Annotated in this window: 25 protein-coding genes; 17 read left to right on the forward strand and 8 right to left on the reverse strand. The window is 58.2% G+C overall.

The window, feature by feature from the left end:
* Nucleotides 1-67: 67 nt before the first annotated feature.
* On the reverse strand, nucleotides 68-1,078 hold the full coding sequence (locus SANT_RS01985; protein ID WP_038668099.1) for a HoxN/HupN/NixA family nickel/cobalt transporter: 1,011 nt from the start codon (nucleotides 1,076-1,078) through the stop codon (nucleotides 68-70).
* 291 nt (nucleotides 1,079-1,369) lie between these two features.
* Nucleotides 1,370-2,554, reverse strand: coding sequence for an MFS transporter TsgA (gene tsgA / locus SANT_RS01995; protein ID WP_025420651.1), 1,185 nt, complete (start codon nucleotides 2,552-2,554; stop codon nucleotides 1,370-1,372).
* Nucleotides 2,555-2,853: 299 nt separating this feature from the next.
* Here tsgA and ppiA point away from each other — a divergent pair, with 299 nt between their 5' ends.
* The 5 genes from ppiA to argD all read left to right on the forward strand — a co-directional run bounded on the left by ppiA (nucleotide 2,854) and on the right by argD (nucleotide 7,134).
* Complete coding sequence (ppiA, locus tag SANT_RS02000) at nucleotides 2,854-3,426, forward strand: peptidylprolyl isomerase A (RefSeq protein WP_025420652.1); 573 nt, start codon at nucleotides 2,854-2,856, stop codon at nucleotides 3,424-3,426.
* Nucleotides 3,427-3,952: 526 nt separating this feature from the next.
* Nucleotides 3,953-4,120, forward strand: a complete 168-nt coding sequence (locus SANT_RS23165) for a YhfG family protein (RefSeq protein ID WP_071881989.1) — start codon at nucleotides 3,953-3,955, stop codon at nucleotides 4,118-4,120.
* On the forward strand, nucleotides 4,110-4,712 hold the full coding sequence (locus tag SANT_RS02005) for a putative adenosine monophosphate-protein transferase Fic (protein WP_025420653.1): 603 nt from the start codon (nucleotides 4,110-4,112) through the stop codon (nucleotides 4,710-4,712). Before SANT_RS23165 ends, SANT_RS02005 begins: the two co-directional genes overlap by 11 nt.
* Before the next feature lie 500 nt (nucleotides 4,713-5,212).
* On the forward strand, nucleotides 5,213-5,794 hold the full coding sequence (locus tag SANT_RS02015; protein ID WP_038668103.1) for an aminodeoxychorismate synthase component II: 582 nt from the start codon (nucleotides 5,213-5,215) through the stop codon (nucleotides 5,792-5,794).
* A gap of 116 nt (nucleotides 5,795-5,910) precedes the next feature.
* Nucleotides 5,911-7,134 carry a bifunctional acetylornithine/succinyldiaminopimelate transaminase gene (gene argD, locus SANT_RS02020; RefSeq protein ID WP_025420656.1) on the forward strand — a complete coding sequence of 408 codons (1,224 nt, stop codon included), beginning with the start codon at nucleotides 5,911-5,913 and terminating at the stop codon, nucleotides 7,132-7,134.
* 249 nt (nucleotides 7,135-7,383) lie between these two features.
* Here the strand turns inward: argD and SANT_RS02025 are convergent, their stop codons facing one another.
* Together SANT_RS02025 and crp are read right to left on the reverse strand one after the other, a co-directional pair.
* Nucleotides 7,384-9,468, reverse strand: coding sequence for a YccS/YhfK family putative transporter (locus SANT_RS02025; RefSeq protein ID WP_025420657.1), 2,085 nt, complete (start codon nucleotides 9,466-9,468; stop codon nucleotides 7,384-7,386).
* 52 nt (nucleotides 9,469-9,520) lie between these two features.
* Nucleotides 9,521-10,153: a cAMP-activated global transcriptional regulator CRP gene (gene crp, locus SANT_RS02030; protein ID WP_011412109.1), complete on the reverse strand. Its 633-nt coding sequence runs from the start codon at nucleotides 10,151-10,153 to the stop codon at nucleotides 9,521-9,523.
* Between the two features lie 317 nt (nucleotides 10,154-10,470).
* Here crp and SANT_RS02035 point away from each other — a divergent pair, with 317 nt between their 5' ends.
* Complete coding sequence (locus SANT_RS02035; protein WP_025420658.1) at nucleotides 10,471-10,878, forward strand: OsmC family protein; 408 nt, start codon at nucleotides 10,471-10,473, stop codon at nucleotides 10,876-10,878.
* Nucleotides 10,879-10,984: 106 nt separating this feature from the next.
* On the opposite strand, the gene SANT_RS02040 is transcribed toward SANT_RS02035, so the two are convergent.
* Nucleotides 10,985-11,854 (reverse strand): phosphoribulokinase, encoded by an 870-nt coding sequence (locus SANT_RS02040; protein WP_025420659.1) that lies wholly within the window; start codon nucleotides 11,852-11,854, stop codon nucleotides 10,985-10,987.
* A gap of 167 nt (nucleotides 11,855-12,021) precedes the next feature.
* Nucleotides 12,022-12,243 carry a YheU family protein gene (locus SANT_RS02045; RefSeq protein WP_025420660.1) on the reverse strand — a complete coding sequence of 74 codons (222 nt, stop codon included), beginning with the start codon at nucleotides 12,241-12,243 and terminating at the stop codon, nucleotides 12,022-12,024.
* Between the two features lie 128 nt (nucleotides 12,244-12,371).
* On the opposite strand from SANT_RS02045, the gene SANT_RS02050 reads away from it, so the two are divergent.
* Complete coding sequence (locus SANT_RS02050) at nucleotides 12,372-12,974, forward strand: LysE family translocator (protein WP_025420661.1); 603 nt, start codon at nucleotides 12,372-12,374, stop codon at nucleotides 12,972-12,974.
* 125 nt (nucleotides 12,975-13,099) lie between these two features.
* Here the strand turns inward: SANT_RS02050 and SANT_RS02055 are convergent, their stop codons facing one another.
* Nucleotides 13,100-15,019, reverse strand: coding sequence for an ABC transporter ATP-binding protein (locus SANT_RS02055; protein WP_025420662.1), 1,920 nt, complete (start codon nucleotides 15,017-15,019; stop codon nucleotides 13,100-13,102).
* Nucleotides 15,020-15,149: 130 nt separating this feature from the next.
* Here SANT_RS02055 and kefG point away from each other — a divergent pair, with 130 nt between their 5' ends.
* From kefG to slyD, 4 genes are all read left to right on the forward strand, one after another.
* Nucleotides 15,150-15,713 carry a glutathione-regulated potassium-efflux system ancillary protein KefG gene (gene kefG / locus SANT_RS02060; protein WP_038668989.1) on the forward strand — a complete coding sequence of 188 codons (564 nt, stop codon included), beginning with the start codon at nucleotides 15,150-15,152 and terminating at the stop codon, nucleotides 15,711-15,713.
* Entirely contained in the window at nucleotides 15,703-17,547 is a 1,845-nt protein-coding gene (gene kefB / locus SANT_RS02065) for a glutathione-regulated potassium-efflux system protein KefB (protein ID WP_025420664.1), read from the forward strand. Before kefG ends, kefB begins: the two co-directional genes overlap by 11 nt.
* Nucleotides 17,531-17,734, forward strand: coding sequence for a YheV family putative zinc ribbon protein (locus tag SANT_RS02070; protein WP_025420665.1), 204 nt, complete (start codon nucleotides 17,531-17,533; stop codon nucleotides 17,732-17,734). Before kefB ends, SANT_RS02070 begins: the two co-directional genes overlap by 17 nt.
* Nucleotides 17,735-17,827: 93 nt before the next feature.
* Nucleotides 17,828-18,412 carry a peptidylprolyl isomerase gene (slyD, locus tag SANT_RS02075; protein ID WP_025420666.1) on the forward strand — a complete coding sequence of 195 codons (585 nt, stop codon included), beginning with the start codon at nucleotides 17,828-17,830 and terminating at the stop codon, nucleotides 18,410-18,412.
* Between the two features lie 49 nt (nucleotides 18,413-18,461).
* Here the strand turns inward: slyD and SANT_RS02080 are convergent, their stop codons facing one another.
* The gene (locus SANT_RS02080; RefSeq protein WP_025420667.1) at nucleotides 18,462-18,680 is read right to left on the reverse strand and encodes a protein SlyX; all 219 of its coding nucleotides are present in this window, start codon (nucleotides 18,678-18,680) and stop codon (nucleotides 18,462-18,464) included.
* A gap of 321 nt (nucleotides 18,681-19,001) precedes the next feature.
* On the opposite strand from SANT_RS02080, the gene fkpA reads away from it, so the two are divergent.
* The 6 genes from fkpA (at nucleotide 19,002) to rpsL (ending at nucleotide 22,403) form a co-directional block, all read left to right on the forward strand.
* Nucleotides 19,002-19,838, forward strand: coding sequence for an FKBP-type peptidyl-prolyl cis-trans isomerase (gene fkpA, locus SANT_RS02085; protein WP_025420668.1), 837 nt, complete (start codon nucleotides 19,002-19,004; stop codon nucleotides 19,836-19,838).
* 275 nt (nucleotides 19,839-20,113) lie between these two features.
* Nucleotides 20,114-20,836, forward strand: a complete 723-nt coding sequence (locus SANT_RS02090; protein ID WP_025420669.1) for a helix-turn-helix transcriptional regulator — start codon at nucleotides 20,114-20,116, stop codon at nucleotides 20,834-20,836.
* On the forward strand, nucleotides 20,833-21,225 hold the full coding sequence (gene tusD / locus SANT_RS02095; RefSeq protein WP_025420670.1) for a sulfurtransferase complex subunit TusD: 393 nt from the start codon (nucleotides 20,833-20,835) through the stop codon (nucleotides 21,223-21,225). Before SANT_RS02090 ends, tusD begins: the two co-directional genes overlap by 4 nt.
* A 7-nt stretch (nucleotides 21,226-21,232) precedes the next feature.
* The gene (tusC, locus tag SANT_RS02100; protein WP_025244017.1) at nucleotides 21,233-21,592 is read left to right on the forward strand and encodes a sulfurtransferase complex subunit TusC; all 360 of its coding nucleotides are present in this window, start codon (nucleotides 21,233-21,235) and stop codon (nucleotides 21,590-21,592) included.
* 15 nt (nucleotides 21,593-21,607) lie between these two features.
* Nucleotides 21,608-21,895: a sulfurtransferase complex subunit TusB gene (tusB, locus tag SANT_RS02105; RefSeq protein WP_025420671.1), complete on the forward strand. Its 288-nt coding sequence runs from the start codon at nucleotides 21,608-21,610 to the stop codon at nucleotides 21,893-21,895.
* 133 nt (nucleotides 21,896-22,028) lie between these two features.
* A complete protein-coding gene (gene rpsL / locus SANT_RS02110) occupies nucleotides 22,029-22,403 on the forward strand; it encodes a 30S ribosomal protein S12 (RefSeq protein ID WP_011412094.1) in 375 nt (124 codons plus the stop codon).
* Nucleotides 22,404-22,427: the final 24 nt, after the last annotated feature.

Raw genomic sequence — 22,427 nt, forward strand, 5'->3', positions numbered from 1 at the left:
GAACCGAGCTTATTGACGACGCGCGGTGGGGCGCGCCCGACGATGTGTCACACGTCGGGCGAGAGCATCAAATGGGCAGTTGATCGTAGCGCCGCCAGCGATAGTTAAGCGCCGAAATGCCCCAGCAGACGGCGAACAGGCCAATTACCACAAAGCCGGCGTTGCCCAGATGATCATTAAGGGACGCCACGAGCCGCCAGGGGGCGCCCTGCAGATCGAACTTTTCCGCCAGCAGTCCCGCCGCCTCAAGCCCGCCTATCACCAGCGCCACCAGTACCGAGGTGGCGGTGACCGTCATATTGTAATAAAGCCTGCGCTGCGGCTTATTCAGCGCCCAGCCATAGGCGTTAATCATCATCATATTATCCAGGGTATCCACCAGCGCCATGCCGCTGGCGAACAGTGCCGGGAAGACCATTATCGACCAGATGGCAATGCCCGCCGACGCGCCGGCGGCGGACAAGCCAAGCAGCCCGATTTCGGTGGCGGTATCAAATCCCAGCCCGAATAAAAACCCCACCAGGTACATATGCCAGCTTTTACGCGTCAGCCGGAACAGTTTGCCAAGCAGGCGGTACATCAGCCCGCCCCCCATCGGCTCCTCGGGTGCCGCACCGTTGCCCTGTTTGAGCCGACGGAAACGGCGCCAGATGCCTTGCAGAATAAGGAGGTTACTCAGCGCCATTAGCAGCAGAAAACCGCTGGAAACGGCCGAGCCTATCAATCCGCCGTAGGTATGCAGCCAACCCATGTGGTCCTGGAAGGCGGAAGCCGTCAGCGCGATAGTCAAGGTGGCCAGAATGACAATCGTAGAGTGCCCCAGGGAAAAAAAAGCCCCCACCCCCGTCGGGCGCTGGCCCTGCTGCATCATTTGACGGGTTACGGTGTCGATGGCGGCGATATGATCGGCGTCGACCGCATGGCGCAAGCCGTAGCTCCAGGCGAGGAGGCTGGCGGCGATAAGGGCGCTATTGTGTCCAAAAGCGAGCAGCGCCCAGGTCCAGCTGAACAGATTGGCCCCAATCAGCGCCGCCAACAACAGCGGGGCGCGGGAAACGGCGGGGGAAGATCCGGTCATGTTCACAAGGTCCTTATAGACAGGGATAAGTTTATGTTCGCGCCCCCGGCGCGCAGGCGCATAGGGCGTCAGGGCGCCAGGGCGACGGCGGACCGGCGCGGCTGTCGGCCCTTCGCTACGCAAACGTTTGCTAGCAAGGCCGATCCTACCCCAGCCGGTGCGCGGGACTACTATGACATGACAGAGATAAGTGAACAAACAGATGATGTTGAGTGATAACACATGCACGGTCAAACTATTGCGCGGCGAGGGCCGCCGGCGCCGGCTCGATTGACAAGCCGGCGCGCAACATCAGACGATCGCTTGAGTATGAGTGCGATGGCGGCTAACGAAACCCAGCAGCAGGCACAGAATGAATACCGTAACATACAGCAGATTGGAGGTTTGCAGCGCCGCGCCCACGCCATAGCGGGCCACGATGGGGCCGGTCACGACAAACGTTAGCATGGTGCCGATGGTGCCGCAGGTCAGGATAAAATTGACCAATCTGGGGGAGGTCACGCGGGTTTGCTGCGATCCCAGCGTGATGATGGTGGTATAAATCGCGCTGGAAACAAAACCCAGCGCCAGCAAACACCAGGGCAACCAGGCGGGATCGCCGGCGTGGATGAACAGATACATGAAGACCGCCGAAAGCGCCGCAAGCACGGTCACGATGCGCTGCAAATCGAAGAACCGCAGCAGAGCGCTAAAGACCCACATTCCGACCATGTAAGCGGTCCAGAAATGACTGACCAATCCGCCGGCCTGCTGGATATCCATTTGGAAACGCGTCGTGGCGTATTCCGGTACCCAAGAAATAAAACCTAGCTGACCCAAGATATAACAGAGCGCGGCCAGCGCCAACAGCGCCACGCCCGGTCCCCAGGGCTCCCGGGTTTGCAGCGTCTGGCCGGCGGTGGCGCGGGATTTCAGCACGGGAAAATCGGACAGCAGGGTAAGGACAAAAATTACCACGTAGATCACGCCGATACAGGCATAAACCCAGTACCAGGTGATATGGCGCGCCAGCAGTACGCCGGCCAGCATCGGGAACAGGGTACCGGCCATACTAAAGAACGAGTCGGTAAACAACAGGCGCGAGCCGCGCTGCCGTCCCGCATACAGATGGGTGATGAGGTAGGTGCCGATAGACATGGTAATGCCGCTGACCACGCCCAGTACAAACATCGACAGGGAGAATACCGTCAGATTATGGCCGCTCATCAACCCCAATACCGCCAGCACCATCAGCAGAAAGCCGAACATCAACTGCCGTTTCAGGGGAATTATCTCCATCAGCCAGGCATTGAGAAATATCGCCGCTAAAATGCCTGAGTTTAGGAAAGTAAAGGTATTGCTCATACTGGAAACGGGTAACTGGAAGTAGTCGGCGATGTTGCCCAGTACCACGCCGGTGACAATCACCAGCGCGCCGGTTAGCCCATAAGAAAAAAAACTAATCCATGTTAGTCTTAATGTGTTGTTTTGATTCATTGTAAACCTAGTTCTCGTCTGATGACGACCGGTGAAAAACGGGTCTGGAAACGGATATCACCCTGCTTGCTCGCGGGAGGCGCGATACTATCATGGCTTATTTATTATTTGCTGTTAAATGTCTAGCAGATAATATTGTTCCCGGCGGCAGGTGGAAAGGATGGGCGCCTCATCACAGTTTGGCCGGCGCCGGCGTAAATACTCCGTTACGTAAAAAAAGGTAAATGGCTGGCACTGCCGGAAGCGGCTCTTTAGAATCTAAGCGCTTCCTGTGGCCTTATCTCTTAAAAGGAATTCTTATGCTCAAACGCTCTCTGGCGACCGCTGCTACCTTGCTTACCCTGACATTTTGCTCTTCGGGTGCTTATGCCGCGGCACAGGACTCCCATGTGCTGCTGACCACTTCAGCAGGCAACATCGAGCTGGAATTGGACAGCGCCAAAGCGCCGGTTTCGGTGAAAAACTTCGTGCAATACGTTAATAGCGGTTTTTATAACAACACTATTTTCCACCGCGTGATCCCCGGTTTCATGATCCAGGGCGGCGGATTCAACCAGGACATGTCGCAAAAGCCGACCCAGGCGCCGATTAAAAACGAAGCCGACAATGGCCTGCGCAATACCCGCGGCACGATCGCCATGGCGCGTACCGCCGATAAAGACAGCGCCACCAGCCAATTTTTCATCAACGTGGCCGACAACGCCTTCCTCGATCACGGCCAGCGCGATTTTGGTTATGCCGTCTTCGGCAAGGTGGTAAAAGGTATCGAGGTGGCGGACAAAATCGCTCAAGTACCCACCAAGAATGAGGGGCCGTACCAGAACGTGCCGGTTAAGCCGATAGTCATTCTTTCCGCCAAAGTCTTGCCCTAAACCCGTCGCCTGACGACATCGACGCGTAACGTCCCATGGCGTTACGCGCTATTCGTCTCTTCGAGGTGAGGTCTGGGATTTACGGCTTCAGGCGCCTGCTAATATTTCGTTTAGGGCGCCCGGCGTTCGGCCCTTCATGCCGTACGGCTTCGGGTGTGCGATGGCGCGCGATGTGGCGGCGGCAGGCGGCCTAACGCGTTGCCGCGCGTGCCCCGCTGACCCGCGATAGCGTGCCGGCGTTGTCCGGCAGACGATTCGGGCATCGTGCCGGCGCTAAGAGGCGTTTGATCCACATGAGTCTCTCTTATTTACGCCTGTTCTGAGTGAGGGGCGTAGGGGGGCTCACCCCGAAATGCCTAACCGCCAGCCGGTTTTCCGCCTCCTCCCGCCACGAAAACCCGCCAGGATCCGCCATTCCTCTCTGGCGCGGTGCGCGCCAGCCCTCCGCGCCCTTCACGGCGAAGCCGCTAATGCACGTTATACTTATTCTTTCCAGGAAACCGGCAGCGTCTGACAGGAGCGGCTGATGAAAAAAATGACCGAAAAGCAAAAAGCGCGGCTATTTGCAAAGCGACGGAATGACAATTTTTGCGCCAGTACCCGGCTCGAAGGCTATGACATTGCGCCGGTCACGCTGGAAGGCGAAGCGCTATCCGCACGCCTGGACGCGCTGAGGAGGCATTATGAACGATAAAATCGGCGACGACCGCGATCCCTATTTTTATCCGGGTCTGAAGGTGCTGCGTAACGTCCTGAACATTCATGAAGCCGCGGGCCTACAGGAAGCGGAATTGGCGTTGACCGCGCTGCGCGCCGCCTCGTTGACGCTGGGGCCCGCCAACATGGGATTGCCTTGGCTGTGCGCCATTCACCACACGCTTTTCCAAGATATCTATCCTTGGGCGGGCCAATTGCGCAGCGTCGATATTTATCAGAACGATGTCCGTTTTTGTCACTTCGCCTATCTGGAAACAGAAGGAAACGCGGTGATGCAGCGGCTGGAAGAAGAGGATTATCTGCGCGATCTGCCGTTTGAGCCGTTCTGTGACCAATTGGCGGTCTTTTACGCCGATATCAATATGTTACATCCCTTCCGCGAGGGTAACGGTCGCGCGCAGCGGATTTTCTTTGAACAGCTGATTATTCACGCCGGCTATGATATCCGCTGGCATCCCCTCGACCGGCAGGACTGGCTGCGCGCCAATGAGGCCGGCGCGTTTGGCGATCCGGCGCCGCTGGCCGCTTTGTTCAAAAGGGCGGTAAGCGAGCCGGGTGACGATGTGTAATGTCCCCGCCACCCGCCACCTACCGCTTGCCGCGCTGAGCCCGTGCTAACCCGGCGTGCGGGGTGCGGAGCGTCAGGTAGATCGTCGCCTCCCCGTCAGCCTGTGGCGTCGTATAGCTGGCGGACGTCCGGGCGGCGTCCACCTCTGTGATGGGAGCGTCTCTTGGCCGTCTGGTCTGCGGCGGCGCCTTCGGTTCATCCCCCATCGCCCGCCGTTAACGCTCACGGTTGAACGGGGCAGCGCTGGTTTCTGCCTGAGTCCAGGCCGCCGCACTGCGCGTAACGCCAAGCCTGTAGGTAAAGCGATTCAGCTACGATAACCAGACACCGCGGGCGCGGTCGACGCCCTGTCTTTTGGTCTTTGTCTCCCGGACAATGCGGTAATGGTCGTAGTCACGTCGCCGCCGTTGTCATACACTCGCTGCTCATCAAGGTTCGGCGTCAATCACCGCGTAACGACGTCGCGGCAAAGGCGCAATAGGTTATGTTTCAAGGAGTATTATGAATGGATTGCTAATAATCGATAATTACGACTCATTCACCTGGAATCTCTATCAGTATTTCTGTGAGCTGGGGGCGCAGGTGATGGTGCGTCGTCATGACAGTCTGGATATCGCGGATATCGAGCGGCTGGCGCCGGCGCGTCTGGTCATCTCCCCCGGCCCGGGGACCCCGGACCAGGCCGGTATCTCCCTGGCCGCTATCCGGCATTTTGCCGGCAAGCTGCCCATCTTGGGCGTTTGTCTGGGGCATCAGGCCATCGCGCAGGCGTTCGGCGCCCGCATTGTCCGTGCGCGTAACGTCATGCACGGCAAAACCTCCGTTATTCGCCACGATGGTCAAGGGGTATTTGCCGGTCTGGCGCAGCCGCTGACGGTAACGCGTTATCACTCGCTGGTGATTGACGCGGCCAGCGTGCCGTCCTGCCTGGCGGTAACCGCCTGGAGTCAGCGCGAGGGAGAACCGGATGAAATTATGGCCATCCGCCATCGCTCACTGCCATTGGAGGGTGTACAGTTTCATCCTGAAAGCATCATGAGTGAACAAGGTCACCGGTTGCTGGCGAATTTCCTCGACCGCTAACGGCGGTCTAATTTGCGTTTCGCTGGCGATAGCGCTTGACTTGGGTGTGATTTTTTATTCATATTCTATGACTATATTTTCATTTCTCAACCCACCTTAGACAGAGTAAACGCCTTATGAAAACAGACGATGCCGCAGTTACCCGGGAAACGTTCGATCAGGTCATCTTGCCGGTTTATGCACCCGCCCAGTTCATTCCGGTGAAAGGCAAAGGCAGCCGGGTTTGGGATCAGCAGGGCAAGGAGTATGTCGATTTTTCCGGCGGCATCGCGGTCACCGCGCTGGGGCACTGTCATCCGGCGCTGGTGGCGGCGTTAAAAACCCAAGGGGAAACGCTGTGGCACACCAGCAACGTCTTCACTAACGAACCGGCGCTGCGCCTGGCGCGTAAGCTTATCAATGCCACCTTTGCCGATCGCGTGTTTTTCGCCAATTCCGGCGGCGAGGCGAATGAGGCGGCGTTCAAGCTGGCGCGCCATTACGCCATTACCCGCCATAGCCCTTATAAGACCAAAATCATTGCGTTTCATAACGCTTTCCACGGCCGCACGCTGTTCACCGTGTCGGTGGGTGGGCAGCCGAAGTATTCAGACGGTTTCGGGCCGAAACCGGCGGATATCGTCCATGTGCCGTTCAACGATCTTGATGCGGTAAAAGCCGTTATCGACGATCACACTTGCGCTATCGTCCTGGAGCCGATCCAGGGGGAAGGGGGCATAACCCCGGCGACGCCGGCGTTTTTGCGCGGCGTACGGGCGTTGTGCGATGAGCATCAGGCGCTGCTGGTGATGGATGAGGTGCAATGCGGCATGGGCCGCAGCGGCAAACTCTTCACCTATATGCATTATGGCGTGCAGCCGGATATTCTCACCACCGCCAAAGCGCTGGGGGGCGGCTTTCCGATAAGCGCGATGCTAACCAGCGAAAATATCGCCTCGGCTATGGCCGTTGGCACCCACGGCACGACTTACGGCGGTAACCCGCTGGCCTGCGCGGTGGCGGAAGCCGCGCTGGACGTGATCAACTCTCCCGAGGTGCTGGCCGGTATCAATGAACGCCACGAGCGTTTCGTCCAAGCGCTGCAGGACATTAACGAAAAATATCAGGTCTTTACACAGGTGCGCGGTATGGGACTTCTGCTCGGCGCGGAGCTGGCGCCGCGCTATCAGGGGCGGGCGCGGGATTTCCTGCATGCCGCCGCCCTGGAAGGGCTCATGATTCTCAATGCCGGCCCCGATGTGATTCGTTTCGCGCCGTCGTTGGTGGTAACGTTTGCCGATATTGACGAGGGCTTGGCGCGGTTTGAGAAAGCCGTGGCGCAGGTGACGGGCGCGGCCTGACAGAGGGACAACGGCAACGCCGGCGCCGCATCGGCGTTCCTGTCGTCCGCATCGGTGTTGCTATTGTCCGCATCGGCGTTCCTGTCGTCCGCCGCTTTTCTGCGCGGGCGGTTTTTCACGCGTCCGGCGCTGCGCTTTCAACCCCGGCATCAGGGACGTTTACCAAGACGCCATCGCTATCGGCCGGTCTGCGCTACGCCTGTCGTTGCGCCGGCCTGAGGCGGTTTTGCCCTCTCACCGGCCACGGCGCTAGTTTGGCGGCGTATCGCGCAAACGGCGCGCGAGCCAAAAACCGTGCTGCGGCCGCTGCGGCCACGCCACCGACGAAATCGTATGCATCACGCCGAGATGGAACAATATGCGCCGCAAGTGACGTTCCATGAGCGTCACCGCCTGATCCTGCGGGCCATCAGTGTTGAAAATACCCGGATTTTCGGTGCTCGGGCCGTCATATTCCAGCCGTTGCTGACAGCTTTGCAGCGCCACCTCGCAGGAGGCCAGATAGTCGGCGGCCAAGGTATCGGTCAGCATATAGTGATCGCGCGCCAGCGTCGTCATGGCGTTGATGTGTTCGACAATGAACTGACTATGGGTGACCCATAAGCGCATATCGCTCAGATAGCGGGAATTAAACCCCGGCTCCTGCATCGCCTGGCTTAGGGAGGTGAACAAGGCATTGTGCGCTTGGTTGACCCGCATGCGGGCATAAGCCAGCGCGGGCGCGCCGGGGTCGGGCTGCAACAGCAGCCGCAACGCTTCCTGATCCCGCTCCAGCGCCTGATGGGCGTTTTTGCGCAACAGCCCGCTCTGCCATTGCGGCCACAGCCACAGCGTGCCGCCAAAGGCCAGCATACAGCCAATCAAGGTATCCACCAGCCGCGGCAGCAGGAAATGCGCGCCGTTCAACGACAACAATTGCAGGGTATACACCGTCACCACCGTCATACCGGTCATCGCCAGACCGTAATTTTTGCGCAGTACCAAATAGCCGGCCAGAGTCACCACCAGCATGCCGCTCAGGATGACGCCGTCGCCCATCTTTAGTTGCAGCGTACCCGCGGCAATCACCAGCCCCGCCAGGGTACCCAGCGCCCGATGTTGTATACGCACCCGGGTCGCGTTGTAACCATTCTGACTGACAAACATGATGGTCATCAGGATCCAGTAAGGTTTCGGCAGATTGAACACCAGGCCCAAACTGCTGCCGATCGCCAGCATGAGGCCCAGGCGGGCGGCGTTGCGCAGCGCCATCGATTTCAAGGAGCAATAACTGCGCAGCGCCGGCCAGAACGGCAACCGCTGCTGATTATCCGCCATCACATCGCGACGATAGAGGGGGCGCTGGGAACGCAACAGGCGATAGATGCGGCTGAAATGGAAATAGCAGAACTGGCCTACCGGATTATCCGGATGGTGGCGGGCAATTTTTTCCAGCGCCGACAGGCCGGCATCCGCGGCAAACCGGTCAGGTTGGCGGTGATAGAGAATATCGTCCGCCAGGACGCGCAGCCGGGCGGCGACGATACGCGCGTTGTAGCGCAACACCGCCTCGGCGTGGCTTTGCTGCACCAGCTTTTGCACTTCATCCGGCTGATGCAGACTCACCGCGATATGCTCTTGCAAATCCAACGCGACCTGGAAGGCGCGCAACAGTCTTTTGTACTGGCTGAGATGGTTGGCCGAGAGCATATGCAACTGCTGATACACTTGGGCAATCTGGTCGATGACCTTTTGCTGGCGGGCGAACAGCGGCGGTAGCGCACTGTCCGGATCGGTGTGCTGAGTCAGCAAACTGTACTTCGCTTCGATATAATCCGCCAGTTCGCGGTAGAGCAGACTGAGCGCCTCGCGCATCGGCTGCTCTTGCCATAGCCGGAACCACAGCGCGTTAAACAGCCCATACCAGGCAGTCCCCGCCAGATAGAGCAGCGGCGGCAGCCAAAGCGGCACATTGCCGGTCAGCCCCAGGGTAAATACCGCGGCAATTAGCGATGCCGGCAGCAAGCGGCCGTGTAGCGGGCTGATTTCGCCGCTGACGCCGAACAGCAGCGCCAACCCCAGCATGACAAACGGCAGCGGCACGCCGTGCGCCAACAGCAGCTGGATAAAAATACTGCTCAGGGCGAACAGCGAGCCGCCGACCACCAGCCGCTTAAAGAAACGTTTATGGAGCTGATCAAGCCCGGCGATGTTGCAACAGGCGGGTACCAGCGAGAACAGCAGACCTTGCTGCAGGCTGCCGAACATCAGTCCGATGGCGACCGGCAGGCAAAGCACAATGGTCTGCCGCAGGGCATAATTTACTTCGGGGTGGTAGATGAGTCTGCGCCACATAAGTCAGCTAAAGAGGCATGGCCGTCCTGACCATGCCCGTGGTGAAAGGGGATTAGCGGGTTCCGTAAACGACAATGGTTTTTCCGTGGGCAGAGATGAGATTTTGATCCTCAAGCATTTTCAAAATACGGCCGACCGTTTCCCGTGAACAGCCAACTATTTGGCCGATTTCCTGCCGGGTGATTTTTATTTGCATACCGTCCGGGTGAGTCATGGCGTCCGGCTGCTTGGCTAAATTCAGTAACGTTTGCGCGATACGCCCGGTCACATCCAGGAAAGCCAGGTTGCCGACTTTCTCTGAGGTCACCTGCAGGCGGCTGGCCATTTGTGAAGACAGGCGCATCAGAATGTCGGGATTGACCTGAATCAACTGGCGAAATTTCTTGTAGGATATCTCAGCCACTTCGCAGGCCGTTTTCGCCCGCACCCATGCGCTGCGCTCCTGCCCCTCTTCAAACAACCCCAGTTCGCCGATAAAATCGCCCTGATTGAGGTAGGAGAGGATCATCTCCTTGCCTTCTTCGTCCTTGATAAGCACTGCGACGGAGCCTTTGACGATATAGTAGAGCGTTTCTGCCTTTTCACCCTGGTGAATCAACGTACTCTTCGATGGATACTTATGAATATGGCAATGAGACAGGAACCATTCGAGAGTCGGGTCTGTTTGCGGTTTGCCGAGAACCATTCGCTGTTATCCTCTTTTGTCATCGCCGCCCTGTTTAGGAACGGCGTATTCCCTGTAAGGTAAGGTGTTATTATGATGTCATTCCGTTCATAAACGGAACCTCGCAAGGGAACTTATCAGGGTCCAATGTTGGTGACGTTTCGATCGCTCTCTTGCTCTTTCACTGTCGGTGAGTTCGATCCTGCCTTGTTTTTTAGCATAGCTTTAAGAGACTGTCTTGTGTTGTCTCGCTTCAGCATGATGCATCTGCGGTTACATTGCCAGTTTGGCGGCAAAAAGGTAGTCTTTCACAAAGAATATTATCAGGAGTTAACGATATGCAAGCGCGAGTAAAGTGGGTGGAAGGGCTGTCTTTTATCGGCGAATCCGCCTCGGGCCACCAGATTATCATGGATGGCAACAGCGGCGAAAAGGCCCCAAGCCCAATGGAAATGCTGCTTATGTCCGCCGGCGGCTGTAGCGCTATTGACGTGGTTTCGATTCTGCAAAAGGGCCGCGCCGATGTGCGCGACTGTGAGGTCAAGTTAACCTCAACGCGCCGCGAGGAAGCGCCGCGTCTGTTTACCCAAATCAATCTGCATTTTATCGTCACCGGCCGCGATTTGACGGATAAGATCGTCGAGCGCGCGGTCGCGCTGTCGGCGGAAAAGTATTGTTCGGTCTCGCTGATGCTGGGGAAAGCCGCCAATATTACCCACAGCTTTGAGGTACGTCACCTCGACTGAGCGCGCGGGGCGCGCTTGACTGTCGGGGCGCAGCGCTAAGCCGCATCATGCCCCACCCGATTGGCGCCGCGCGTCGTTCCCGCGCGCGGCGCCCGCGTCAAGCCGCTTAGCGAATCGGTTTCCCTTCCAGCAATTGCTTGACCAGCGGCGCCATGATCAATTCCATCGCCAGACCCATTTTGCCGCCCGGCACCACCAGCGTATTGATATTGGAAATAAAAGATCCCTGCAGCATCGCCAGTAAATAGGGAAAATCCATGGCGTCCAGGCCGCGGAAGTGAATAACCACAAAGCTTTCGTCCAGCGACGGGATCGCTTTGGCGGCGAACGGATTGGAGGTGTCCACCGTCGGCACCCGCTGGAAGTTGATATGGGTACGGGAAAATTGCGGCGTGATAAAATTGATATAATCTTCCATGGATCGCACCACGGAATCCATGACCGCTTCGCGGGAGTGGCCCCGCTCGTTGGTATCGCGCACCAATTTCTGGATCCACTCCAGATTGACTATCGGCACCACCCCCACCAGCAAATCCACGTGCCGCGCAACGTCATTATGCTCGGTCACAACGCCGCCGTGCAGCCCCTCGTAGAATAGGACGTCGGTAGGCTCCGGCAGGGGCTGCCAGGGGGTAAAGGTGCCGGGGACCTGATTATAAGGAACCGCTTCGTCGTAGGTATGCAAATATTTGCGCGCCTGCCCGCGTCCGCTTTCCCCATAGTGATAAAATGTTCTTTCCAGAAGATCGAAGTTATTCGCATCCGGGCCGAAATAACTCACGTGCCGACCTAAATCGCGCGCTTTACGAATGGCTAAATCCATTTCCGGCCGGGTGAAGTGGTGAAAGCTATCGCCTTCCAACTCCGCGGCGCGAATGTTCAACTGTTGAAAGATTTTGCGAAAAGCCAGGCTGGTGGTCGTGGTCCCGGCGCCGCTGGAGCCGGTAACCGCAATAATTGGATGTTGTGCTGACATGATGAGACCTTAATAGTGTTGATAACCTCTGTCAGATGACGTGCGGGCGGCCGAAGGTTATTGTTATCACGTTTGGCGCCGCAGGGCCACCGCGAGGCTTGCTCGTTTCCGCCATGCGGACGCACGGCCGGGCGCGGCGGCGGCGGGGAAGAGCCGCATCGCCGTCGCTAATCGGGGCGGAACTGACCGCGCGGCATGATGTTAATGCTTTCGTGCAGCTCCGACCACACCAGCACCGCTTCGCCGGACTGCACCTGGCGTAACACATCCGCTACCTTTTGTTGCAGGCTTTGTTCCCGCTCGCCATAATCCGTGCCCTCGCGCAGCACAAACGATTCGATCAAATTATATAACGTGGCGGGATCGATCTGCTCCCAGGGAATGATCATTCTCGGCATTTCTCCAGTGGTGGTCGGGGCGACAGCGTGACGAAATTTCACCGACAATTCGCTTGTCGAATCGGCATCGCACTGTTAATTTCATAAACGTCATCGTCGGGAGCAATAGTGCGGGATATATGGAGCTGGGTCTGTTTTTATCGATGTTGGGTTTTCTCTGGGTCGCCGCTATTACTCCCGGTCCTAATAATATGTTGCTCACCGCCTCGGCCGCCCATTTCGGCTTTTGGCGTTCCATGCCGCTGATGCTCGGCATTATGCTCGGCATGCAGTGCATGCTGCTGCTGGTGGCTTGCGGCGTCGGCAGTCTCATCACCCTTTATCCCGCCCTGCATTTTACGCTAAAAGTCGCCGGCAGCCTCTATCTGCTGTGGCTTTCGTGGAAAATTGCCACCGCCGTTTATGAAAAGCTCGATACCGACTCGGCGCCGCCGCGGCCGGTGCCATTTTATCAAGGCGGGCTGCTACAATTTCTCAATCCGAAAGCGTGGTTGATGGCCCTCGGCGCGGTGGCCAGCTTTAGCCTGGCCGGGGAGGCGTATGCGGGGTCGGTGATCGCGATAAGCATCGGCATCGCCGCCGTCAATATCGTCTCGGGCGCCATCTGGCTCGTGTTTGGTACGGTGATCGGCCGGCTGCTGAAAGGGCGGCGGGCCTGGACGCTTTTCAATCTGGCCATGGGACTGCTGACCGCGGCTTGCGTATTGCTGATTTGGCGCTGAGCGCGCTCAGCCCGTGGCGACGTTGACGCTGCCCGCGGTCCGCAGACTACTGTTTTGGCGCTCAGCCCGTGGCGACGTTGATGTCGCCCGCGGTCTGCGCAATGCTGGTGTGACGCTGAGCGCAACTATTCCGCGCTAAACGCCTGCGACAGCGTCTCCAACTGTTCCTGGGCTTCCAGCCAGCCCAGCTCCGCTTCCTCCAGCGCCGATTTCAGTTTCCCTTGCCGCTGCAGACAGTCACTCAGTTCGCTTTTGCGGGCGCTTTCGTACAGCGCGCTATCCCCCAGCCGGCCTTCCACCTCGGCCAGCTCCGCTTCAAGCGTAGCCAACTGCTGTTCATAGCGGCCGATGGCCTGACGCAGCGGCTGGGTCTCTTTACGAAATTCCGCCTCGCGCCGTTTCTGATCTTTGCGCGTCTGCGCCGTATTGACGCCGGCGGGGGACGCTTGTGTATCGTCATCCTGCGTGCGCGGGCGCTGAAGTTCGGCCAGCCACTGCTGATAATCCTCCAGGTCGCCGTCAAAGGCCGCAACCTGGCCGTCATGCACCAGGTAAAATTCATCGGTGGTGGAGCGCAGCAGATGGCGATCGTGGGACACGACCACCAGCGCGCCGGCGAAATCGATAAGCGCTTCGGTGAGCGCCTGACGCATATCCAGGTCCAGGTGGTTGGTGGGTTCGTCAAGCAACAGCAGATTGGGACGCTGCCAGACAATCAGCGCCAGCACCAGCCGCGCTTTCTCGCCGCCGGAAAAGCGCGCCGTCTGGTCGGTGACGTTATCGCCCTGAAAGCCGAAGCCGCCCAGGAAATCGCGCAGCGCTTGCTCCGACTCCTTTGGCGCCAGCCGGCTCAGGTGTTGCAGCGGCGTTTCATCGGCGCGCAAAAACTCCAACTGGTGCTGGGCGAAGTAGCCAAGCTTGATGCCTTTCGCCAGCGACACCGTCCCCGACTGTGGCGGCAGGGTTCCGGCCAGGAGCTTGATAAGCGTCGATTTACCGGCGCCGTTGCGTCCCAGCAGACCGATGCGTGAACCGGGTACCAAATTGAGCTTGATGGAGCGTAAAATCAGGTTATCGCCATAGCCGGCGCTGACTTTTTCCAGGGTGAGCAGCGGATTGGGCAAATTTTCCGGCGCGCGGAAACTGAATTGAAAGGGGTTATCCACATGCGCCGGGGCGATAAGCTCCATTCTTTCCAGCATTTTGATGCGGCTTTGCGCCTGCTTGGCTTTGGTTGCCTTGGCGCGGAAGCGATCGATGTAGTGCTGCAAATGCGCCACTTTTTCCTGCTGATGCTGGTAGAGCGACTGCTGCTGCGCCAGTTTGGTGGCGCGCTGCTGCTCGAACGACGAGTAGTTGCCGGTATATTCATTTAGGATCTGTTGTTCGATATGCAGCACCCGATTGATGATAGGATCGAGAAAATCGCGATCGTGGGAAATCAAAACAAGCGTACCCGGATAATTTCTGAGCCACTTTTCCAGCCAGATGACCGCATCCAAATCCAAATGGTTGGTCGGCTCGTCCAGCAACAGCAGATCAGACCGGCACAGCAGGGCTTGCGCGAGGTTAAGACGCATGCGCCAGCCGCCGGAGAACGCGCGCACCGGCTGCGTCAGCTGCGGCTGGCTAAAGCCCAGACCGCTCAAAAGGCTGGCGGCGCGGGCGCGAATGGTCCAAGCGTCGATGGTGTCCAGTTTCCCGTGTAGCGTGGCGATGGCATGACCATCATTTTTTTCATTGGCAACAAGTAATTCAGATTCGAGCTGACGATATTCCCGGTCGCCATCGATAACATACTCCAGTGCCGGCACGTCAAGAGCGGGGGTTTCCTGATTAACCCAGGCCATCGCCCAGTTCGCGGGCAGGCTGACGCTGCCGGCGTCGGCGCTGAGTTCTTGTTTCAACAGCGATAGCAGCGTGGATTTGCCGCAGCCGTTTTTGCCGACCAACCCGACTTTTTGCCCCGGGTTGACCGTGGCGGTGGCGTTATCCAGCAGTACGCGGGTACCGCGACGAATTTGCAACGAGGAGAAAACAATCATAAAGCGCCGTCGTTAGAGTATGTTAAATTGACATAGTTGAATGTTAAACAGGATATCGCGTCCTGATGTTATCTTTGCGAAGCATGGTAGCGGAAATCCCGCTTCCTGACGACGCTTTGGAGGGGAATTGATCTCTGAGCCGCCCAAAGTTTTGCTGTTGTACGCGCATCCTGAGGCCCAGGATTCGGTGGCGAACCAGGTGTTACTCAAGGCTGCGGCTACGCTCAGTCATGTCACCGTACATGATCTGTATGCGCACTATCCGGATTTTTTTATCGATATACCTCACGAGCAACAGCTGCTGCGCGATCACCAGGTGATTGTGTTTCAGCACCCGTTATACACCTACAGCTGTCCCGCGTTGCTCAAAGAGTGGCTGGATCGCGTGCTGACCCGCGGCTTCGCCAGCGGTGTCGGCGGCGACGCGCTGGCCGGCAAACACTGGCGGTCGGTTATCACCACCGGCGATGCCGAGAGTGCCTATCAGACCCGCGGCGCGTTAGGGGTGGAGATGGCGGATATCCTGCGTCCTTTCGCCCTGACCGCCGCGCTGTGCCGTATGCACTGGCAGCCGCCGATGATTATTTATTGGGCGCGGCGCCAGGGTGCGGCGCGCCTCGCCCGCAGCGCCAGCGAATATGCGCGCTGGCTATCGTTACCGTTGTCGTCGGAGGGTGAACGCCATGGAGAGTAGTCCCTCTTTTCTGATTGCGGTGGTGCTGTTTCTTTTTGCCGCGGTGGTGGCGGTGCCTATCGCGCAACGGCTCGGCATCGGCGCGGTGTTAGGCTACCTCGCCGCCGGCATCGCCATCGGCCCCTGGGGTCTGGGTTTTATTCGCGATGTCGATGAGATCCTGCATTTCTCGGAGCTGGGGGTGGTGTTTTTGATGTTCATCATCGGCCTGGAACTGAACCCCGCCAAGCTCTGGCATTTACGGCATTCGATATTCGGTGTCGGCGCCGCGCAGGTGGCTATCACCGCGGCGTTGCTGGGGGCTGCGCTTACCTTTACCAGCATGCGCTGGCAGGCGGCGCTTATCGGCGGCATCGGTCTGGCCATGTCCTCAACCGCCATTGCGCTGCAGTTGATGCGCGATAAAGGCATGAACCGCAATGAGGGCGGTCAACTGGGTTTCTCGGTGTTACTGTTTCAGGATATGGCCGTGATCCCGGCGCTGTCGCTTATCCCGTTTCTCTCCGGCGGCGCCGGCGGCCACGGCGATTGGATGAAAATCGGCATCAAGCTGGCGGCGTTTTTCGGCATGCTGGTGGGCGGGCGCTATCTGCTGCGTCCGCTCTTTCGCTATATCGCCTCGGCGAATGTGCGCGAAGTTTTCACCGCCGCCAGCCTGCTGCTGGTGCTGGGAGCCGCGCTGTTTATGGATCTGCTGGGCCTGTCGATGGCCCTCGGAACCTTTATCGCCGGCGTGCTGCTGGCCGAAAGCGAGTACCGTCACGAGCTCGAAATTGCCATTGAACCGTTTAAGGGGCTGCTGCTGGGGCTGTTTTTCATTTCGGTCGGCATGGCGCTGAATCTCGGCATTTTGTATGTGCACGTGCTGACGGTGCTGGCCGGGGTCGCCATACTGGTGGCGATAAAAGGCACGGTATTGTATATCCTGGCGCGGCTGTCGGGGCTTAAGCGTTCCGTCCGGCTGCAATTCGCCGGCGTACTCAGCCAGGGCGGGGAGTTCGCTTTCGTCCTGTTTTCGGCCGCCTCGGCGCAGAAAATCCTTACCGGCGATCAATTATCGTTATTGCTGGTGATTGTCACATTGTCGATGATTACCACGCCGTTAATGATGCAATTGATCGATCGTATCCTGGTCCGGCGCTATAATGCAGTTGAAGAGGACGATGAAAAACCTTTTGTCAACGACGACGAGCCGCAGGTGATCATTGTCGGTTTTGGCCGTTTCGGCCAAGTGATAGGCCGTCTGCTCATGGCGAATAAAACGCGCATTACCGTGCTTGAGCGCGATATCAGCGTCGTCAGCCTGATGCGCAGCTACGGCTACAAAGTGTATTACGGCGACGCGACCGAATTGGAGCTGCTGCGGGCCGCGGGCGCGGAAAAAGCCAGCACCATCGTGGTCGCAGCCAACACGCCCGAAGATAATATGGCCATTATCCACCTTTGCCAGCAGCACTTTCCCCATTTGCAGATTCTGGCGCGCGCGCGCGGGCGCGTTGAAGCGCATGAGTTACTGCAGGCCGGCGTGTCGCGATTTTCACGCGAAACCTTCTCCAGCGCGCTGGAGTTGGGGCGCAAGGTGCTGCAATCGTTGGGTATGCATCCGCATCAGGCCTACCGGGCGCAGCAACACTTCCGCCGGCTGGATATGCGTATGCTGCGTGAATTGATGCCCCAACCCCAAGAGGAAGGGCGGCACAGTTCGCGCGTTATGGAGGCGCGGCGCGAGCTGGAGGACATTTTCCAGCGCGAGATGCAGCAGGAACGCAGGCTGCTCGACGGTTGGGGCGAGGATGAACAACAGGGGGAACGACCCAATGACGGCAAAGCGTAAACGCTTTATCGCTGGCGCCACCTGCCCCGTCTGCCACAGCAGCGACACGCTGGCGGTATGGCGCGAGGAGAATAGTGACCGGGTGGGCTGCGTCAAATGCGGCTATAGTCAGCGGCAGGATGACGAAATGATTAGCGCGAAAAAACCGGATAAGGAACACATTATCGGTATTTTTCATCCGGAGTAGCGTGATTGACCGCTTTTTTACGGCTAAAGCTTACATACGTGCGGTTTTTGGTTAGAATCAGCGCCAAATTAGTTTCCAATGGTGGGAGATATCATGAAAGTAGCAAAAGATCGGGTGGTCAGTCTGGCCTACCAGTTGAGGACAGAAGACGGTGTATTGGTCGATGAATCCCCGGTGAGCGCACCGTTGGAGTACCTGCATGGTCATGGTTCGTTAATTCCCGGGCTGGAAAAAGCGCTGGAAGATCACGCCGCGGGCGACAGCTTTGATATCAGTATCGAAGCCAACGATGCCTACGGCCCCTACGATGAAAATCTGGTGCAGCGCGTGCCTAAAGATGTTTTTATGGGCGTCGACGAACTGGAAGTGGGTATGCGTTTCCTGGCGGAAACCGATCAGGGCCAGGTCCCGGTGGAAATCACCGAAATCGATGGCGATCATGTCGTGGTTGACGGCAACCCTATGCTGGCCGGCCAGAACCTGAACTTCCATGTGGACGTCATCGCCGTGCGTGAAGCGACCGAGGAAGAACTGGCGCACGGTCACGTTCATGGCGAACACGGCCATGATCATGGCCATGACCACGGCGACGGCTGCTGCGGCGGTCATGGCCACAGCCATGATCATGAGCATAAAGGCGGCGGTTGCGGCGGCCACGGCGGCTGCGGCTGCTACTAAGCGCGATCGGCGCGGGACCCGTGCGGGCCCCGCCATGGGCGCCACCCGCTCAGTAATGGGGCGGGGGCGTTTCCTCGCTTTGCGAAGCGATTAGCGAGGTGTTCTGCGCGCGTAACTTATCCGACAACAAGCGTAATTGCTCCTGCAGCCGGCTAATATCGCGCTGGTGGGCCACCACCGTCTGATTCAGTTCCTCAATCGTTATCTCCTGGAAAGCGACCCGTCCCTCCAATAATTCCAGACGTTGTTCCAGCTGCGATAGTTCCATCATTTTCCCCTCTCGGTACCGATCAAGACCAATGAAACCGGCGTCGCACCGTTCCCATTTCGCGGTTGCCTCGCGCGGGCAATCCCGGTAGATTCTACCTTGCTTTGCGCGGATCGCCCGTATAAAGGTCATCATTAGGCGGTGATATCAAACCGAGACGCAATGAAAATGCATTATCAGGAAACTTCTTGTTGTAAAAAAAGTCCCAGAAAGCGTTAATCAACCGGCATAGCGATTGTGTTGTGTTTATGCTCACAGCTATAGTATTTGCCTGACTTTGCTATCGACCCCGGGACCGCTATCCCAGGAAAATGGAGATTTATGAAATCATTGATTAAAGTATCGCTGCTGGCCTCTACTATGGCATTTGCCCTGAACGCAAGCAGCGCTCTGGCCGCCGATGCGGCGCCCAGCGCCACCCCGCCGGCGACCGCCGCACCCGCCAGCGCCACCTCGGACAAATTCAAAAGCAGCGAAGATCAGGCCGCCTATGCGCTGGGCGCCTCCCTGGGGCGTTACATGGATAATTCGCTGAAAGAGCAGGAAAAACTCGGGATCAAGCTGGATAAAGGTCAGCTGATCTCCGGCGTTCAGGACGCCTTCGGCAACAATAGCAAGCTGTCCGATCAAGAGATTGAAGCCACGCTGCAAAGCTTTGAGGCGCGCGTCAAACAGGCCGCCCAGACCAAAATGGAGCAGGAAGCCAAGGACAATGCCGCCAAGGGCGACAAATACCGCGCCGACTATGCCAAGCAGAAGGGCGTGAAGAAAACCGCCAACGGCGTGCTGTATAAAGTCGATAAAGCCGGCACCGGCAGCGCGCCGACCGACAGCGATACCGTGGTCGTGAACTATAAAGGCACCCTGGTCGACGGGACGGAATTCGACAACTCCTACAAACGCGGCGAGCCGCTCTCCTTCCGCCTGGACGGCGTCATTCCCGGCTGGACCGAAGGGCTGAAGCACATTAAGAAAGGCGGGAAAATCCAGCTGGTTATTCCGCCGGAGCAGGCGTATGGCAAAACCGGCGTTCCCGGTATTCCAGCCAACTCCACGTTGGTGTTTGATGTCGAGCTGCTGGATATCAAACCGGCCGCGGCCGCGCCGGCCGCCGGAGAGGCCGAGCAGGCTCCCGACGCGGGCGCGCAGCAAAAATAAGATTACCGTTATCGCCAACGGGCCGCCGCCCGTGAGCGTCGCGCAGGCCATCCCCTCGGGGATGGCTTTTTTTTGCGCGCCCTGCTGGCCAGCGCTTCTTACGCCTTTGGCCGCGGCGTGGGCGGATAGTATCTATGCGGAATAATAAAAAATCTCACCAAACACAAGGACAGCGTTTTACCGGATTTGCTAGACTAGCGGCCGGATAACAGAATTACAGCCAAATCTGCCCGATACTATCCCGGCAGATTCACAACCACGGGTGGTATTTCCACATGTCTACGTCTCTCCCACATTCTGATTCCGGCGAGCTGGATTTACTGGACGAACGTCCTTTCAGCGCCGTGGATCATGAAATTCTCGCCTCTTATGAGGCCGTCGTGGACGGTCTGGCGATGCTTATTGGCGGACATTGCGAGATTGTATTGCACTCCCTGGAGGACCTGAAATGTTCGGCCGTGCGTATCGCTAACGGCGAACATACCGGACGTAAAGTGGGGTCGCCGATCTCGGATCTGGCGCTGCGCATGCTACATGACATGGCCGGTGAGGACAGCAGCGTTTCCCGCGCCTACTTTACCCGGGCGAAAAACGGCGTCCTGATGAAATCCGTCACCATTGCTATCCGCAACCGCGAGCAGCGGGTGATAGGGCTTCTGTGCATCAATATGAATTTGGACGTGCCGTTCTCGCAGATTATGCAAACGTTTATCCCGCCGGAAACGCAGGACATCGCGACCTCGGTGAATTTTGCCTCCTCGGTGGACGATCTGGTGGCGCAAACGCTGGAGTTCACTATCGAAGAAGTCAACGCCGATCGCAACGTATCCAACAACGCCAAAAATCGACAGATCGTGCTTAATCTGTACGAGAAAGGCATCTTTGACATCAAGGACGCCATCAACCAGGTCGCCGATAGACTCAATATCTCCAAGCACACGGTGTATCTGTATATTCGTCAGTTCAAAAGCGGCGATTTTGTAGGGCAGGAGCGGTGAGTCTGAATTACTGCCTGATGGTCACCGGACCGGCCTATGGCAACCAGCGCGCCAGCAGCGCGTTACAGTTCGCCCAGGCGCTGCTGGCGTGCGGCCACCGTCTCGGCACCGTGTTTTTTTACCAAGAGGGCGTGGCTAACGCCAATCGTCTGAGCGCGCCCGCCGGCGATGAGGTGGATCTGGTGCGCGCCTGGCACGATCTGGCGCAGCAGCATCGGGTGGCGCTGCATGTCTGCGTTGCCGCCGCCCTGCGCCGCGGCGTGACCGATGCCCAACAGGCGTCGCTGCAAAACCGCGCCGGCGAGAACCTTCAGCCGGGCTTCGAGCTCAGCGGCCTGGGCACGCTGGCGCAGGCGGTGCTCGGCTGCGATCGCTTTATTCAGTTTTAAGGCCGCCATGAACCGCATCGCTTTTGTTTTTACCCACGGGCCACACGGCGACGCCGCCGGACGGGAGGGGCTTGACGCACTCTTGGCCACCTCGGCGCTGGCCGAAGATATCGGGGTCTTTTTCATCGCCGACGGCGTATTACTGCTGTTGCCGCAGCAGCAGCCGGCGCAAATTCTGGCGCGGGACTTCGTCGCCACCTTCGGCGTGCTCTCGCTGTATGATGTCGACAGGCTCTATCTCTGCGCCGATTCGGCGGCGGAGCGCGGACTGGATGCCGGCGCTGGCTGGGTGCTGGACGCCGAGTGGCTGCCGGCGGCGGATTGGCGCCAACGTCTGGCCGCCTACGATACCGTTTTGACGTTTTAACGCCGGAGGGCGCCCATGCTGTATACCCTGAGCCGTTCTCCCTATGCCTGCGATCTGGCGGCGCTGCTGCGTACCGCGCGGCCCGGCGACGATCTGCTGCTGCTGTCCGATGGCGTTATCGCCGGTCTGCGCGGCTCGCCGCCCGCCCGCGCGCTAAGCGCCTCGCCTCTGGCGCTGCACGCGCTGGAAAACGACATCGCCGCCCGCGGATTGTCTGTTCATTTTTCGCCCAATATCGCGATAATCAGTTATACTGATTTCGTCAGGCTGACCGAAAAACAGCCGCAGCAGATGGCGTGGTAAGTCAGGGTGGGTTGTATATTTCTTGACACCTTTACCCGTCAGCCATAAAATTCTGCGTCCTCGTACTTTGCCCCGCGGCATCACGAGGCGATTTATTACGTGTTTACGAAGCAAAACCCAGGAGCTTTATTGAATGGCAACGATTAACCAGCTGGTACGCAAACCGCGCTCCATGAAGGTTGCGAAGAGCAACGTTCCGGCGCTGGACGCCTGCCCGCAGAAACGTGGCGTATGTACCCGCGTATATACCACCACCCCGAAAAAACCGAACTCCGCGCTGCGTAAAGTATGCCGTGTTCGTTTAACCAACGGGTTTGAAGTCACCTCCTACATCGGCGGTGAAGGTCATAACCTGCAGGAGCACTCCGTGATCCTGATCCGCGGCGGTCGTGTAAAAGACCTGCCGGGTGTGCGTTACCACACCGTTCGTGGCGCCCTTGACTGCTCCGGTGTTAAAGACCGCAAGCAGGGCCGCTCCAAGTACGGCGTGAAGAAGCCAAAGGCTTAATGGTTCTCCGTTAAGTAAGGCCAA

Source organism: Sodalis praecaptivus, assembly GCF_000517425.1.
Taxonomy (GTDB): domain Bacteria; phylum Pseudomonadota; class Gammaproteobacteria; order Enterobacterales; family Enterobacteriaceae; genus Sodalis_A; species Sodalis_A praecaptivus.

Bases quoted from the DNA above. Each gene is read 5' to 3' on its own strand.
- SANT_RS01985 (WP_038668099.1), bottom strand. From the start codon at position 1,078: ATGACCGGATCTTCCCCCGCCGTTTCCCGCGCCCCGCTGTTGTTGGCG.
- tsgA (WP_025420651.1), bottom strand. From the start codon at position 2,554: ATGAATCAAAACAACACATTAAGACTAACATGGATTAGTTTTTTTTCT.
- ppiA (WP_025420652.1), top strand. From the start codon at position 2,854: ATGCTCAAACGCTCTCTGGCGACCGCTGCTACCTTGCTTACCCTGACA.
- SANT_RS23165 (WP_071881989.1), top strand. From the start codon at position 3,953: ATGAAAAAAATGACCGAAAAGCAAAAAGCGCGGCTATTTGCAAAGCGA.
- SANT_RS02005 (WP_025420653.1), top strand. From the start codon at position 4,110: ATGAACGATAAAATCGGCGACGACCGCGATCCCTATTTTTATCCGGGT.
- SANT_RS02015 (WP_038668103.1), top strand. From the start codon at position 5,213: ATGAATGGATTGCTAATAATCGATAATTACGACTCATTCACCTGGAAT.
- argD (WP_025420656.1), top strand. From the start codon at position 5,911: ATGAAAACAGACGATGCCGCAGTTACCCGGGAAACGTTCGATCAGGTC.
- SANT_RS02025 (WP_025420657.1), bottom strand. From the start codon at position 9,468: ATGTGGCGCAGACTCATCTACCACCCCGAAGTAAATTATGCCCTGCGG.
- crp (WP_011412109.1), bottom strand. From the start codon at position 10,153: ATGGTTCTCGGCAAACCGCAAACAGACCCGACTCTCGAATGGTTCCTG.
- SANT_RS02035 (WP_025420658.1), top strand. From the start codon at position 10,471: ATGCAAGCGCGAGTAAAGTGGGTGGAAGGGCTGTCTTTTATCGGCGAA.
- SANT_RS02040 (WP_025420659.1), bottom strand. From the start codon at position 11,854: ATGTCAGCACAACATCCAATTATTGCGGTTACCGGCTCCAGCGGCGCC.
- SANT_RS02045 (WP_025420660.1), bottom strand. From the start codon at position 12,243: ATGATCATTCCCTGGGAGCAGATCGATCCCGCCACGTTATATAATTTG.
- SANT_RS02050 (WP_025420661.1), top strand. From the start codon at position 12,372: ATGGAGCTGGGTCTGTTTTTATCGATGTTGGGTTTTCTCTGGGTCGCC.
- SANT_RS02055 (WP_025420662.1), bottom strand. From the start codon at position 15,019: ATGATTGTTTTCTCCTCGTTGCAAATTCGTCGCGGTACCCGCGTACTG.
- kefB (WP_025420664.1), top strand. From the start codon at position 15,703: ATGGAGAGTAGTCCCTCTTTTCTGATTGCGGTGGTGCTGTTTCTTTTT.
- SANT_RS02070 (WP_025420665.1), top strand. From the start codon at position 17,531: ATGACGGCAAAGCGTAAACGCTTTATCGCTGGCGCCACCTGCCCCGTC.
- slyD (WP_025420666.1), top strand. From the start codon at position 17,828: ATGAAAGTAGCAAAAGATCGGGTGGTCAGTCTGGCCTACCAGTTGAGG.
- SANT_RS02080 (WP_025420667.1), bottom strand. From the start codon at position 18,680: ATGGAACTATCGCAGCTGGAACAACGTCTGGAATTATTGGAGGGACGG.
- fkpA (WP_025420668.1), top strand. From the start codon at position 19,002: ATGAAATCATTGATTAAAGTATCGCTGCTGGCCTCTACTATGGCATTT.
- SANT_RS02090 (WP_025420669.1), top strand. From the start codon at position 20,114: ATGTCTACGTCTCTCCCACATTCTGATTCCGGCGAGCTGGATTTACTG.
- tusC (WP_025244017.1), top strand. From the start codon at position 21,233: ATGAACCGCATCGCTTTTGTTTTTACCCACGGGCCACACGGCGACGCC.
- tusB (WP_025420671.1), top strand. From the start codon at position 21,608: ATGCTGTATACCCTGAGCCGTTCTCCCTATGCCTGCGATCTGGCGGCG.
- rpsL (WP_011412094.1), top strand. From the start codon at position 22,029: ATGGCAACGATTAACCAGCTGGTACGCAAACCGCGCTCCATGAAGGTT.